Source organism: Citrobacter sp. B72, assembly GCF_016894305.1.
Lineage (GTDB): Bacteria > Pseudomonadota > Gammaproteobacteria > Enterobacterales > Enterobacteriaceae > Citrobacter > Citrobacter portucalensis.
Map to the genome: position 1 here is coordinate 984,083 of NZ_CP069801.1, position 14,282 is coordinate 998,364.

At 53.2% G+C, this 14,282-nt stretch carries 14 protein-coding genes; 12 read left to right on the top strand and 2 right to left on the bottom strand.

The features are described from left to right. The first annotated feature begins 126 nt into the window (after positions 1–126). From JQN59_RS04700 to queE, 3 genes are all read left to right on the top strand, one after another. Positions 127–1,683: a maltose/glucose-specific PTS transporter subunit IIC gene (locus JQN59_RS04700; RefSeq protein WP_003034134.1), complete on the top strand. Its 1,557-nt coding sequence runs from the start codon at positions 127–129 to the stop codon at positions 1,681–1,683. After that, positions 1,683–2,372, top strand: a complete 690-nt coding sequence (locus tag JQN59_RS04705; RefSeq protein ID WP_032944829.1) for an N-acetylmannosamine-6-phosphate 2-epimerase — start codon at positions 1,683–1,685, stop codon at positions 2,370–2,372. Before JQN59_RS04700 ends, JQN59_RS04705 begins: the two co-directional genes overlap by 1 nt. A 71-nt stretch (positions 2,373–2,443) precedes the next feature. After that, the gene (gene queE / locus JQN59_RS04710; protein ID WP_003034139.1) at positions 2,444–3,115 is read left to right on the top strand and encodes a 7-carboxy-7-deazaguanine synthase QueE; all 672 of its coding nucleotides are present in this window, start codon (positions 2,444–2,446) and stop codon (positions 3,113–3,115) included. A 91-nt stretch (positions 3,116–3,206) separates the two neighbouring features. Here the strand turns inward: queE and queD are convergent, their stop codons facing one another. Beyond that, a complete protein-coding gene (gene queD, locus JQN59_RS04715) occupies positions 3,207–3,569 on the bottom strand; it encodes a 6-carboxytetrahydropterin synthase QueD (protein WP_003825707.1) in 363 nt (120 codons plus the stop codon). Between the two features lie 430 nt (positions 3,570–3,999). Here queD and cysJ point away from each other — a divergent pair, with 430 nt between their 5' ends. The 3 genes from cysJ to cysH all read left to right on the top strand — a co-directional run bounded on the left by cysJ (position 4,000) and on the right by cysH (position 8,329). After that, positions 4,000–5,799: an NADPH-dependent assimilatory sulfite reductase flavoprotein subunit gene (gene cysJ / locus JQN59_RS04720; RefSeq protein WP_149607750.1), complete on the top strand. Its 1,800-nt coding sequence runs from the start codon at positions 4,000–4,002 to the stop codon at positions 5,797–5,799. Further along, positions 5,799–7,511 (top strand): assimilatory sulfite reductase (NADPH) hemoprotein subunit, encoded by a 1,713-nt coding sequence (gene cysI / locus JQN59_RS04725; protein ID WP_003034148.1) that lies wholly within the window; start codon positions 5,799–5,801, stop codon positions 7,509–7,511. Before cysJ ends, cysI begins: the two co-directional genes overlap by 1 nt. An 83-nt stretch (positions 7,512–7,594) precedes the next feature. Further along, positions 7,595–8,329: a phosphoadenosine phosphosulfate reductase gene (cysH, locus tag JQN59_RS04730; RefSeq protein ID WP_048215654.1), complete on the top strand. Its 735-nt coding sequence runs from the start codon at positions 7,595–7,597 to the stop codon at positions 8,327–8,329. Positions 8,330–8,374: 45 nt separating this feature from the next. Here cysH and JQN59_RS04735 read toward each other — a convergent pair whose 3' ends face one another. Then, entirely contained in the window at positions 8,375–9,418 is a 1,044-nt protein-coding gene (locus JQN59_RS04735; protein ID WP_032944823.1) for an aminopeptidase, read from the bottom strand. A gap of 254 nt (positions 9,419–9,672) precedes the next feature. Between JQN59_RS04735 and cysD the strand changes: the two genes are divergently transcribed. From cysD to ispD, 6 genes are all read left to right on the top strand, one after another. Further along, positions 9,673–10,581, top strand: coding sequence for a sulfate adenylyltransferase subunit CysD (gene cysD / locus JQN59_RS04740; protein ID WP_003034152.1), 909 nt, complete (start codon positions 9,673–9,675; stop codon positions 10,579–10,581). 9 nt (positions 10,582–10,590) lie between these two features. After that, on the top strand, positions 10,591–12,018 hold the full coding sequence (gene cysN, locus JQN59_RS04745; RefSeq protein WP_008785677.1) for a sulfate adenylyltransferase subunit CysN: 1,428 nt from the start codon (positions 10,591–10,593) through the stop codon (positions 12,016–12,018). Further along, positions 12,018–12,623: an adenylyl-sulfate kinase gene (gene cysC, locus JQN59_RS04750; RefSeq protein WP_003034157.1), complete on the top strand. Its 606-nt coding sequence runs from the start codon at positions 12,018–12,020 to the stop codon at positions 12,621–12,623. Before cysN ends, cysC begins: the two co-directional genes overlap by 1 nt. Before the next feature lie 47 nt (positions 12,624–12,670). Then, positions 12,671–12,994, top strand: coding sequence for a DUF3561 family protein (locus JQN59_RS04755; RefSeq protein WP_020996298.1), 324 nt, complete (start codon positions 12,671–12,673; stop codon positions 12,992–12,994). A 214-nt stretch (positions 12,995–13,208) separates the two neighbouring features. Continuing rightward, positions 13,209–13,520: a cell division protein FtsB gene (gene ftsB, locus JQN59_RS04760; protein ID WP_003034163.1), complete on the top strand. Its 312-nt coding sequence runs from the start codon at positions 13,209–13,211 to the stop codon at positions 13,518–13,520. 18 nt (positions 13,521–13,538) lie between these two features. Next, positions 13,539–14,234, top strand: coding sequence for a 2-C-methyl-D-erythritol 4-phosphate cytidylyltransferase (ispD, locus tag JQN59_RS04765; RefSeq protein ID WP_008785675.1), 696 nt, complete (start codon positions 13,539–13,541; stop codon positions 14,232–14,234). The last annotated feature ends 48 nt before the right edge of the window (positions 14,235–14,282 follow it).

Here is a 14,282-nt window from a genome sequence, read left to right on the forward strand (position 1 = left end):
GAAAGCAGGGGAGAGATGCCAGTCATTTTAAAAAAGTATGATCGGCTTCCTGGATTTTGATGATAATTTTCATTTTATATATTAAATATGGTAAAAATTTTCATCATTAATCGGGGAGATGAAAAAATGATGCAAATGTTTAGCGGCGCTTCATCGGGCGCATGGTTCGAAAAGGCACAGCGGTTCGGCAAATCGTTCATGCTGCCGATTGCGGTACTGCCCGCTGCGGGGCTGTTGTTAGGGATTGGCGGCGCGCTGTCGAATCCAAACACATTGACTGCTTATCCGTTTTTGGACGTTGACTGGTTACAGGCAATCTTCACGATCATGACCAGCGCAGGTTCTATTGTGTTTGCCAACCTGTCGGTGCTCTTTGCGGTAGGTGTCGCAGTGGGACTGGCGAAAACGGATAAAGGCACCGCCGGGCTTGCGGCATTGCTGGCATTTCTGGTGATGAACGCCACCATCAACGCTTTATTGACGCTCAACGGAACGCTGGCACACGAGAATCCCGGTGCCGTAGGCCAGGGGATGACGCTGGGTATTCAGACACTGGAAACGGGTGTGTTCGGTGGGGTGGTGATTGGGCTTGTCACCTGCGCGCTGCATAGCCGTTTCAATAAAGTCTCATTACCTCAGTTCCTTGGTTTCTTCAGCGGTTCGCGCTTTGTACCGATTATTAGCTCCCTTGCCGCGATTGTCGTGGGTGCGGTCATGACGGTGGTTTGGCCGCATTTCCAGAAACTCATTTTTGGACTGGGTGGTCTGGTGGATGCGACAGGCTATCTGGGGACGCTGTTGTACGGCTTCATCCTGCGTATGCTTGGCCCACTGGGTTTACACCATATCTTTTATTTGCCGTTCTGGACGACAGCGCTTGGCGGTAGTGAAATCGTCAACGGCCAGTTAGTTGAAGGTACGCAGCGTATTTTCTTCGCGCAACTTGCCGATCCGAATACGCAGCAGTTCTATGCGGGCACCTCGCGCTTTATGTCCGGGCGCTTCATCACCATGATGTTTGGCCTGCTTGGCGCATGTCTGGCGATGTACCACACCGCCAAGCCTGAGAACAGAAAACTTGTCGCTGGTCTGCTGTTGTCAGCGGCCCTGACCTCTTTCCTGACAGGCATCACTGAGCCTATCGAGTTCTCCTTCCTGTTTGTCGCACCCGTGTTATACGTCATTCACGCCTTCTTCGATGGGCTGGCGTTTATGATGGCGCATATTTTACATATCACCATCGGGCAAACCTTTTCGGGTGGGCTTATCGATTTCCTCCTTTTCGGCGTGCTACAGGGGGAAGCTAAAACCAACTGGATGTACGTCCCCATGGTGGGGATCCCGTGGTTCTTCCTTTACTACTTCACCTTCCGCTATTTGATTAACCGCTTTAACTGGTTGACACCAGGTCGTGAAAACGCAGCGCCGACTGAATCCGGCCTGCCGCAAAGTGAGCGAGCAGCGGCAGTGATCGCCGGGCTGGGAGGCAAAGAGAATCTGGAAGAGGTGGATTGTTGTGCCACACGCCTGCGCGTGACGGTGAAAGAGAGCAGCAAGGTCGATGAAGCGGCGCTGAAAGCGACCGGAGCCCGTGGCGTAATTATTCGCGGTAACGGTGTTCAGGTGATTTATGGTCCGCATGTCACCATCATTAAAAACGAAGTCGAAGAGATCTTATCGTAATGAAAACTGTACTGGATTCCCTGAAAGGTAAATTAATTGTTTCCTGTCAGGCGCTGGAAAATGAGCCCCTGCACAGCCCGTTTATTATGTCACGTATGGCGCTGGCGGCAGCGCAGGGCGGTGCGGTAGGTATTCGTGCAAACAGCGTGGTGGACATTCGCGCGATCAAAGAGAGCGTCTCCCTGCCGGTGATTGGGATTATCAAGCGTGATTATCCGGGTAGCGATGTGTTTATCACGGCCACTTTACAGGAAGTCGATGAACTGATGACCGTTGAGCCGGAAATTATTGCTCTGGATGCGACAGCGCGCCCGCGCCCCGGTGGGCAAACGCTGGAAGAACTGGTCACGCAGATCCGCGCTCGCTATCCGTCCGTACTGCTGATGGCGGATATTGCCACCGTAGACGAAGCGGTGACCGCTGAGCGCCTGGGTTTTGACTGTGTGGGCACTACGCTCTACGGTTATACCGCTGACACTGCCGGGCATGTGCTGGCGGAAAACGACTGCGGTTTTTTACGTGATGTGTTGGCTGCAGTTAGCGTACCGGTTGTGGCAGAAGGAAACGTCGATACTCCGGAACGTGCTGCACGATGCCTGGCATTAGGCGCCCATACCGTGGTGGTTGGTGGGGCTATCACCCGTCCGCAGCAGATAACGGCACGCTTTGTCGCAGCGATCGCCTCGTAAAGCATCGATGGGGCATGATACTTTGGCGGGGATCTGCGATAATTATCGTTTATCCCCATATTGAGAGCGCTATGCAGTACCCGATTAACGAGATGTTCCAGACCCTGCAAGGTGAGGGTTACTTTACCGGCGTCCCCGCCATTTTTATTCGTTTACAGGGATGCCCGGTTGGCTGTGCCTGGTGCGATACCAAACACACCTGGGATAAGCTTGAGGATCGGGAAGTCTCCCTGTACAGCATCCTGGCCAAGACCAAAGAAAGCGATAAATGGGGTGCTGCGAGCAGCGAAGATCTGCTGGCGGTCATTTCGCGTCAGGGCTATACCGCCCGTCACGTGGTGATCACCGGTGGTGAGCCCTGCATTCATGACCTGATGCCGCTGACTGACCTGCTGGAAAAGAACGGTTTTAGCTGCCAGATTGAGACCAGCGGCACGCACGAAGTACGCTGTACGCCGAATACCTGGGTGACCGTATCGCCGAAGGTGAATATGCGCGGTGGCTATGATGTGCTGTCACAGGCGCTGGAGCGCGCGAATGAAATCAAGCATCCGGTTGGCCGTGTCCGCGATATTGAAGCACTGGATGAACTGCTGGCGACGTTGAGTGACGACAAACCGCGAATCATCGCCTTACAGCCAATCAGCCAGAAAGAAGATGCGACGCGTTTGTGCATTGATACCTGTATTGCGCGTAACTGGCGTCTGTCGATGCAGACCCATAAGTATCTGAATATTGCCTGATAACTTTGCCGGGGGCGTTTCGCTTACCCGGCCATAGTTTATTGCTCAATGCAGGCCGGAGAAGATGCGTTGCAATCCGGCAAGCCTACAATCACTCGCCGCGATAAACGCAGCCCGCTGTGCAGGTTTCTTTCACCATTACAGCACTCAGCAGAGGGACCACAGGTTTAACCTGATCCCAAATCCATTTGGCCAGCACTTCGCTGGTTGGATTTTCTAAGCCAGGAATATCGTTCAAATAGTAGTGATCGAGTCTGTCGTAAGTCGGCTTAAACGCGGCTTTTAACTCAGCAAAATCCATGATCCAACCGGTATGCGGATCGACTTCACCGGTAATTTCAAGACGCACCATAAATGAGTGACCATGCAGACGGCCACACTTATGCCCTTCCGGTACATGCGGAAGGTGGTGAGCGGCTTCGAAGGTGAAATCTTTAAACAAGGTGGTGGACATTTTTTACTCTCAAGAATGCGAAAAACCGCGGTAGGGTACCGTAAAGAGGAAATTTTATCATTATTTATACACGTCATTCTTTAAGCTGCTTCTTTGTTGGCTGCCTTTGCTCGCCCCAGTCACTTACTCATGTAAGCTCCCGGGGACTTGCTCAGTTGCCGCCTCGATGCATCTTAAATTATTTTGTGTATAAAAGGATGCTCAGCACCAAAGCTACATATTCATACAATCAATATTGATTAATTATTTATATATCAAATGTTTATTTAATCTGTTTTGCTGTTAATAACTATAACTAAAACAGGTTAGTCCATTTGGTTATTTGTTATTTCCATCCCTTCTTTAATTGTTACTATCCCCGCCGTTAACCTTATCTTCAGTTTGGGTTTTATTGCTGAAATCCGCTTTGCTTACTGGAACATGACAACGCATGACGACACAGGCCCCACCTTCCGCTTTGCTACCGCTAAACCCGGAGCAACTGGCACGCCTTCAGGCGGCCACGACCGATTTCACTCCCGCACAGCTTGCGTGGGTTTCTGGCTATTTTTGGGGCGTGCTGAATCAGCAGCCTGGCAGCAATGTGGTGGCGACTGCGCCTGTCGCTGAAATGCCTGGCATTACGCTTATCTCCGCCTCGCAAACTGGTAATGCGCGTCGTGTGGCGGAAGCCCTGCGCGATGATCTGATCGCCGCGAAGCTCAACGTCACTCTCATCAACGCTGGCGACTATAAATTCAAACAAATCGCCAATGAAAAACTGCTGATCGTGGTGGCGTCGACGCAAGGGGAAGGTGAACCGGCGGAAGAAGCCGTGGCGTTGCATAAATTCCTGTTATCGAAAAAAGCGCCGAAGCTTGATAACACCGCTTTTGCCGTATTTGGTCTTGGCGATACCTCTTATGAGTTTTTCTGCCAGGCAGGAAAAGACTTCGATGCGAAACTGGCTGAGCTGGGCGGTGAACGTCTGCTCGACCGCGTCGACGCCGACGTCGAATACCAGGCCGCCGCCGCGCAGTGGCGTGCTCGTCTGGTTGATGTCCTGAAAGCGCGTGCGCCTGCGGCACCGTCTGTGCAAGTTGCCGCCAGCGGTGCAGTAAATGAAGTACACACCAGCCCATACACCAAAGAAGCGCCACTGACGGCGTCCCTTGCGGTGAATCAGAAAATTACCGGCCGCGACTCTGAAAAAGATGTGCGCCATATTGAAATTGATTTAGGCGATTCCGGACTGCGTTATCAGCCGGGCGATGCGCTGGGCGTCTGGTATCAGAATGACCCGGCTCTGGTTAAAGAGCTGGTTGAACTGCTGTGGCTGAAAGGTGATGAGCCGGTCACGGTTGAAGGCAAAACCCTGTCGCTCGCTGAAGCGTTGCAGTGGCATTTCGAGCTGACGGTTAACACCGGCAATATCGTAGAAAACTATGCCACCTTAACCCGCAGCGAAACTTTGCTGCCGTTAGTGGGTGACAAAGTACAGTTGCAGCATTACGCCGCAACCACGCCCATCGTCGATATGGTGCGCTTCTCTCCGGCGCAATTGGATGCTCAGGCGTTAGTTGATCTTCTGCGTCCGCTGACGCCGCGTTTGTACTCCATTGCTTCTTCTCAGGCGGAAGTGGAAAGCGAAGTGCACGTCACCGTGGGTGTGGTGCGTTATGAGATAGAAGGTCGCGCCCGTGCTGGTGGTGCTTCCAGTTTCCTCGCCGACCGCGTGGAAGAAGAAGGTGAAGTTCGCGTGTTCATTGAACACAACGACAACTTCCGTCTGCCGGCGAACCCGCAGACGCCGGTAATTATGATTGGACCGGGTACGGGGATTGCGCCGTTTCGTGCATTCATGCAGCAACGTGCGGCTGACGGAGCCGAAGGCAAAAACTGGCTGTTTTTTGGTAACCCACACTTTACCGAAGATTTCCTGTATCAGGTGGAATGGCAGCGTTACGTCAAAGAGGGCGTACTGAGCCGTATCGATCTCGCCTGGTCCCGCGATCAAAAAGAAAAAGTCTACGTACAAGATAAACTGCGCCAACAGGGCGCGGAACTGTGGCGCTGGATTAACGACGGTGCGCACATTTATGTCTGCGGCGACGCCAATCGCATGGCGAAAGACGTTGAGCAGGCGTTGTTGGAAGTGATTGCCGAATTCGGTGGTATGGATATCGAAGCGGCGGATGAATTTTTAAGTGAGCTGCGCATTGAGCGCCGTTATCAGCGAGATGTCTACTAATGAGCGAAAAACATCCAGGACCATTGGTGGTCGAAGGCAAACTGTCCGACGCTGAGCGTATGAAGCTGGAAAGCAACTATCTGCGCGGTACCATTGCCGAAGATTTAAACGACGGCCTGACCGGCGGGTTTAAAGGCGACAACTTCCTGCTGATCCGTTTTCACGGTATGTACCAGCAGGACGACCGCGATATCCGCGCCGAACGTGCCGAGCAAAAGCTGGAGCCGCGTCACGCGATGCTGCTGCGCTGTCGTCTGCCGGGTGGGGTGATCACCACCAAACAGTGGCAGGCGATCGACAAGTTCGCCCATGACAACACCATATACGGCAGCATTCGTCTGACCAACCGTCAGACCTTCCAGTTTCACGGTATTCTGAAGAAGAACGTTAAGCCGGTACACCAGATGCTGCATTCAGTCGGCCTGGACGCTCTGGCGACCGCCAACGACATGAACCGTAACGTGCTGTGCACCTCGAATCCGTATGAATCTGAGCTGCATGCCGAAGCCTATGAATGGGCGAAGAAAATTTCCGAGCACCTGTTGCCGCGCACCCGCGCCTATGCAGAGATCTGGCTCGATCAGGAAAAAGTCGCGACCACCGACGAAGAGCCGATCCTCGGTCAAACCTATCTGCCGCGTAAGTTTAAAACCACGGTCGTGATCCCACCGCAGAATGACATCGATCTGCACGCCAACGACATGAACTTCGTGGCGATTGCGGAAAACGGCAAGCTGGTGGGCTTTAACCTGCTGGTGGGCGGTGGTTTATCGATTGAGCACGGCAACAAGAAAACCTATGCCCGTACGGCAAGCGAGTTTGGTTATCTGCCGCTTGAGCATACGCTGGCCGTGGCGGAGGCTGTGGTGACCACGCAGCGTGACTGGGGTAACCGTACCGATCGTAAAAACGCGAAAACCAAATACACGCTGGAACGCGTAGGCGTTGAGACCTTTAAAGCTGAAGTTGAGCGCCGGGCGGGGATCAAATTTGAGCCGATCCGTCCGTACGAGTTCACCGGTCGCGGCGATCGTATCGGCTGGGTGAAAGGGATCGACAATAAATGGCATCTGACGTTGTTTATTGAAAACGGACGAATCCTCGATTATCCGGGCCGACCGCTGAAAACCGGTCTGCTTGAGATCGCGAAGATCCACAAAGGTGAGTTCCGCATTACCGCGAACCAGAATCTGATCATTGCCGGTGTTCCTGAGAGTGAAAAGGCGAAGATAGAGAAGATTGCGCAGAAGAGTGGCTTAATGAACGCGGTCACTCCGCAGCGTGAAAACTCGATGGCCTGCGTGTCGTTCCCGACCTGTCCGCTGGCGATGGCGGAAGCTGAGCGCTTCCTGCCAACGTTTATCGACAACATCGACACGCTGATGGCGAAGCACAGCCTGAGTGATGAAAACATTGTCATGCGTGTGACCGGCTGCCCGAACGGTTGTGGTCGTGCGATGCTGGCGGAAGTTGGTCTGGTGGGTAAAGCTCCTGGGCGTTACAACCTCCATTTAGGGGGCAACCGTATCGGAACCCGTATTCCCCGGATGTTTAAAGAGAACATCACCGAGCCGGAAATTCTGGCATCGCTGGATGAACTGATTGGGCGCTGGGCGAAAGAGCGCGAAGCGGGTGAAGGCTTCGGTGACTTTACGGTGCGTGCGGGCATTATTCGCCCGGTGCTCGATCCCGCCCGTGATTTCTGGGAATAATGTGAAATTGACTTATCGGGTCTGCTGAATCGGTAGGCCTGATAAGCGCAGCGCCATCAGGCAAGGCAAACAGTGAGGAACTTATGTCCAAACTCGATCTCAACGCGTTGAACGAACTGCCGAAAGTTGAACGCGTTATGGCGTTGGCACAAACCAACGACCAACTGGAAAAATTGAGCGCCGAGGATCGCGTAGCGTGGGCGCTGGAAAACCTGCCTGGTGAATATGTACTGTCATCAAGTTTTGGTATCCAGGCGGCAGTGAGCCTGCATCTGGTAAATCAGATTCGCCCAGATATCCCGGTGATCCTCACCGATACTGGCTACCTGTTCCCGGAAACCTATCAGTTTATTGATGAGTTAACGGACAAGCTTAAGCTTAATTTGCAAGTCTACCGGGCAAAGGAAAGTGCGGCCTGGCAGGAAGCACGCTACGGCAAACTGTGGGAGCAGGGCGTTGAGGGCATTGAAAAATACAATGACATCAACAAAGTCGAGCCGATGAACCGGGCGCTGCAGGAGCTGAACGCGCAAACCTGGTTTGCCGGTCTGCGTCGAGAGCAATCGGGCAGTCGTGCGCATTTGCCGGTGCTGGCTATCCAGCGCGGCGTGTTTAAAGTTCTCCCAATCATCGACTGGGATAACCGTACGGTTTACCAGTATCTGCAAAAACACGGTTTGAAATACCATCCGTTGTGGGATCAGGGCTATCTGTCGGTAGGCGATACCCACACCACCCGCAAATGGGAGCCGGGTATGGCGGAAGAAGAGACGCGCTTCTTCGGATTGAAGCGTGAGTGCGGACTGCACGAAGGGTAACAGGAAAGTGGTCCGGTAAGATTTACATCCTACCGGACCACTTCTTCAAGATTTACCCGCTTTTGCCAGTTCTTTTACCAGTGGCAGCATAATGCGTACCACGTCGCGGCTACGGTGCTCTATCCGGCCTGGTAACGCTTTATCAATGTGCTGCTGGTTATCCAGTCGCACATCGTGCCAGCTGTTGCCTGCCGGGAATGAGGCGCTTTTGGCGCGCTGTTGATAGCCATCTTTCTTGCCCAGGTTCCAGTTGGTCGCTTCAACTGAAAGAACGGCAATCCCCGCGTTGTCGAAGACCTCTGCATCGTTACAACATCCAGTGCCTTTCGGATAGTCTTTGTTCAGACCTGGATTGGTGCTGGCAACGATACCGCGGCTGTGCGCGATAGCCAGTGCCCGGTCGCGCGTCAGTTTTCGCACCGCTTCCGGGGTTTTCTTACCGCTATTGAAATAGAGCTTATCGCCGACGATCAGGTTATCGAGGTTGATAACCAGCAGCGTGTTTTTCTTCTCGGCGGCGCTCATTCGCTTCAGGATGTTCTCCGCGCCCAGTTTGCCTTCTTCCTCGCCGCTGGTGGCGATAAATCGAATACCGTACTGCGTCGGCACGTTTTTGAGTTTTTCCGCCAGTTCAAGCATTACGCCAACACCTGCGGCGTTGTCATCGATACCTTGCAGGGTTAATCCACCCAGATTGGCATCGGAGTCGGCGTCGCTTTGCGCGGCGTAGGTGTCGAGGTGCGCCATAATAATAATCTGCTGTGGCGCTTTGCCTTCATGTGCAGCAATAACGGTGCTTCCCGTTACGTTATGCCAGTTTTTACGGTTATCTTTGGCGGTATAAACATAACGGCTATTAAACGTCCGAATATCGCTGCTATAACCCATCTGCTGAAATTGTTGACGTATATAATCAGCAGACAACATTTCTGCCGGAGATCCCGTCACGCGGCCTGGGAAAAACGTTGCGATATATCGAGCCTGGGTATTTGCGATATCTCCGGGCTTCGAAGATGTTGCCTGTGCGGGAAGGATGAAGCACGCGCCGAGCGCCATGGCTGCAAGAAGGTGGCGCAATGCGAGAAACATGATGAGTCCTTAAATACCAAGCAGAAATTTTCAGCCGCTAGTATGAAACCGTGATCGAGGTAAAACAATTTCATTTGCTCCTAAATGCCCGAATTCCGGTAGCTTAAGCACTTTTTGATATTTGCTTTTCCGGATCGTTATTCCTTTGAGGAACTACTCATTCCAATTCGTAATTTCATTCGCCCTCTTGCCCTCCCTATAGTCAGGTTATCTGAGCATCGTTAGCAAAATAACGGCATTACATAGGAACGGTTATGGATCAAAAACGACTTACCCACCTGCGGCAACTGGAAGCGGAAAGCATCCATATCATTCGTGAGGTGGCCGCCGAGTTTTCTAATCCGGTGATGATGTATTCCATCGGCAAAGATTCCAGCGTAATGCTGCATCTGGCGCGTAAAGCGTTTTATCCGGGCACGCTGCCGTTCCCATTGCTGCACGTTGATACCGGCTGGAAATTCAGCGAAATGTACGAGTTTCGTGACCGCACGGCGAAAGCCTACGGCTGCGAACTGCTGGTGCATAAAAACCCGGAAGGGGTGGCGATGGGTATCAACCCGTTTGTCCACGGTAGCGCCAAGCATACCGACATTATGAAAACTGAAGGGCTGAAGCAGGCACTGAATAAATACGGTTTCGATGCCGCGTTTGGCGGTGCTCGTCGTGACGAAGAGAAATCGCGTGCCAAAGAGCGTATTTACTCTTTCCGCGATCGTTTTCATCGCTGGGATCCTAAAAATCAGCGCCCGGAGCTGTGGCACAACTACAACGGGCAGATTAACAAAGGCGAAAGTATTCGCGTCTTCCCGCTCTCTAACTGGACTGAACAGGATATCTGGCAGTACATCTGGCTGGAAAATATCGATATCGTGCCGCTGTATCTGGCGGCGGAGCGTCCGGTGCTGGAACGCGACGGCATGCTGATGATGATTGATGACGACAGAATCGATCTGCAACCCGGTGAAGTGATTAAAAAACGCATGGTGCGTTTCCGTACGCTCGGTTGCTGGCCGCTGACAGGCGCGGTGGAGTCGAATGCGCAGACGCTGCCGGAAATCATCGAAGAGATGCTGGTTTCAACCACCAGTGAACGTCAGGGCCGCGTGATTGACCGCGACCAGGCGGGCTCCATGGAGCTGAAGAAACGTCAGGGGTATTTCTAAGGAGCCGCCATGAATACGACACTTGCACAACAAATTGCTAATGAAGGCGGCGTTGAAGCCTGGATGGTTGCCCAGCAACACAAAAGTCTGCTGCGCTTTTTAACCTGCGGTAGCGTGGATGATGGGAAAAGTACCCTGATTGGCCGCCTGCTGCACGACACGCGTCAGATTTATGAAGACCAGCTTTCATCGCTGCACAATGACAGTAAACGTCACGGCACTCAGGGCGAAAAGCTTGATCTGGCGTTATTGGTTGACGGCTTGCAGGCCGAGCGTGAGCAAGGCATCACCATCGACGTGGCGTATCGTTATTTCTCTACCGAGAAGCGTAAATTTATTATTGCGGACACTCCCGGGCATGAGCAGTACACCCGTAACATGGCGACCGGTGCGTCGACCTGCGACCTGGCGATCCTATTGATCGATGCGCGTAAAGGCGTGCTGGATCAGACTCGTCGTCATAGCTTTATCTCCACGCTGCTTGGGATCAAACACCTGGTGGTGGCGATCAACAAAATGGATCTGGTGGACTTTAGCGAAGAGACATTTAACCGCATTCGCGAAGACTATCTTACTTTTGCTGAACAACTGCCGGGCAACCTGGATATCCGGTTTGTGCCGCTCTCTGCGCTGGAAGGCGATAACGTGGCTTCGCAAAGCGCCAGTATGCCGTGGTACAGCGGTCCGACGCTGCTGGAAGTGCTGGAAACCGTTGAGATCCAGCGCATTGTTGATACTCAGCCGATGCGCTTCCCGGTGCAGTATGTGAACCGACCGAATCTGGATTTCCGTGGTTATGCCGGAACGCTGGCCTCCGGTAGCGTGAAGGTTGGACAGCGCGTCAAAGTGCTGCCGTCCGGCGTGGAGTCGAGCGTGGCGCGGATCGTAACCTTTGATGGCGATTTACAGGAAGCGCATGCGGGTGAAGCGATCACCCTGGTGCTGAAAGATGAGATCGATATCAGCCGGGGCGACCTGCTGCTTGATGCCGGTGAAACGCTGCCGACAGTACAAAGCGCTGCAGTTGATGTGGTGTGGATGGCGGAACAACCGTTGTCGCCCGGGCAGAGCTACGACATAAAAGTCGCAGGCAAGAAGACCCGCGCACGCGTTGATAGCGTGCAGTATCAGGTCGATATAAACAACCTGACCCAACGTGACGTTGAAGCGCTGCCGCTGAACGGCATCGGTCTGGTTAATCTGACTTTTGATGAGCCGCTGGTGCTGGATACCTATCAGCAGAATCCGGTTACGGGCGGGCTGATTATCATTGACCGCCTGACTAACGTTACCGTTGGCGCGGGACTGGTGCGTGAGCCAATCGTCCAGGAGCTTGCCACAGCTTCTCAGTTCAGCGCGTTTGAGCTGGAGCTTAATGCACTGGTGCGTCGCCACTTCCCACACTGGGGTGCGCGCGATCTGCTGGGAGGAAAATAATGGCGCTGCATGACGAAAACGTCGTCTGGCATGCCCATCCTGTTACACCGCAACAGCGGGAACAACGCCACGGTCATCGTGGTGTTGTGCTGTGGTTTACCGGGCTGTCAGGTTCCGGTAAATCCACGGTAGCAGGGGCGCTGGAAGAAGCGCTGCATAAGCTAGGGGTGAGCACCTATCTGCTGGATGGCGATAACGTGCGTCACGGTCTGTGCAGCGATCTTGGGTTTAGCGATGCCGATCGTAAGGAGAATATTCGTCGGGTTGGTGAAGTGGCTAACCTAATGGTAGACGCCGGCCTGGTGGTGTTGACTGCGTTTATCTCTCCACATCGCGCCGAGCGAAAAATGGTTCGCGAGCGCGTGGGTGAAGGGCGTTTTATTGAGGTTTTTGTCGATACGCCATTAGCAACGTGCGAAGCTCGCGATCCAAAAGGGCTGTATAAAAAAGCGCGTGCGGGAGAGTTGCGCAATTTCACCGGAATTGACTCGGTTTACGAAGCGCCTGAATCGCCAGAGATTCATCTTGATGGTGAACAATTGGTAACAAATTTGGTTCCTCAATTATTAGACCTGCTGAGGCAGGAAGATATTATCAGATCCTGAGACACCCGAGCTTGCACGCCCGGTCAGTCACGGTCACAGGATTAGATATGCGTAACAGCCATAACATTACTATTACAGAGTCAGATACCTTCGCCGCCGACGACGAAACTACCTGGTCACTCCCAGGAGCCGTGGTCGGTTTTGTCGCGTGGTTGCTGGCGCTGGGATTCCCGTGTCTGATGTATGGCCCTAACACACTGTTTTTCTTCCTCTATACCTGGCCCTTTTTCCTTGCGTTGTTGCCCGTGGCGATTGTCGCGGGTATTGCCCTGCATTCGCTATTGAAGGGGAGATTGCTGCTGAGTATTGCCTGTACCCTGCTGGTGGTTGGCGCAATGTTTGGCGCACTGTTCCTGTGGCTACTGGGTTAGGCATACGTCCTTTCACGCGATCGCCGCTGTTGTTCACTGTCTGGCCATAATTCAAACCGTAACCAACAATGAGATTATGTTCTCCTTACATGGGGTATACGTAACAACGGGCAAATGTGGTACATTTGCCCGCGTTGTCGCGGCATTCCCGTCCGTTGATGTAAAGTTGTCAGCGGAGTTTATGGGATGTTGATGCCGTTTTTCAGGGGGCAGGATGGGTAAACTTACGTTGCTGTTGCTGGCTTTATTAGTCTGGCTACAGTATTCGCTGTGGTTCGGTAAGAACGGCATACATGACTATAGTCGCGTCAACGATGATGTTGCGGCGCAGCAAGCTACAAACGCGAAACTGAAAGCGCGTAACGATCAGCTTTTTGCCGAAATTGACGATCTCAATGGCGGGCAAGAGGCTATCGAAGAGCGCGCGCGTAACGAACTCAGTATGACTAAGCCAGGCGAAACCTTTTATCGTCTGGTGCCTGACGCGTCTAAACGCGCTCAGACTGCAGGGCAAAACAATCGATAAACCGTCCAGGGATTTAACATGGCAGCCACTTTAATGGACGTTTGCGCCGTGGTGCCGGCTGCCGGGTTTGGCCGCCGAATGCAAACAGAGTGTCCTAAGCAGTACCTCTCTATTGGCAATAAAACCATTCTCGAACACTCGGTTGATGCGCTGCTGGCTCATCCCCGGGTGACGCGAGTCGTCATCGCTATTAGCCCAGGTGACAGTCGCTTTGCCCAACTTCCACTCGCAGCGCACCCGCAAATTACCGTGGTGGATGGTGGCAACGAGCGTGCCGATTCTGTCCTTGCTGGTTTGCAAGCCGCAGGTGAGGCCAGTTGGGTACTGGTACATGATGCCGCGCGTCCGTGCCTGCATCAGGAAGATTTATCTCGTTTGCTGGCAATAAGTGAAACCAGCCGCATCGGTGGGATCCTTGCCGCGCCGGTGCGCGACACGATGAAACGCGCGGAGCCGGGCCGAACAGACATCGCCCATACGGTCGATCGCACCGATTTATGGCATGCGTTGACGCCGCAGTTTTTCCCTCGCGAGCTGTTGCATGACTGTCTGACCCGTGCGCTAAACGAAGGCGCAACCATTACGGACGAAGCCTCGGCGCTGGAATATTGCGGTTTTCATCCGCAGCTGGTCGAAGGACGCGCTGACAACATCAAAGTCACCCGCCCGGAAGACCTGGCGCTGGCGGAATTTTATCTGACCCGAACTATCTAGATACATCATTCTTCAGGCTGCCTGGAGGATGTTGTGTATATCAGGAGA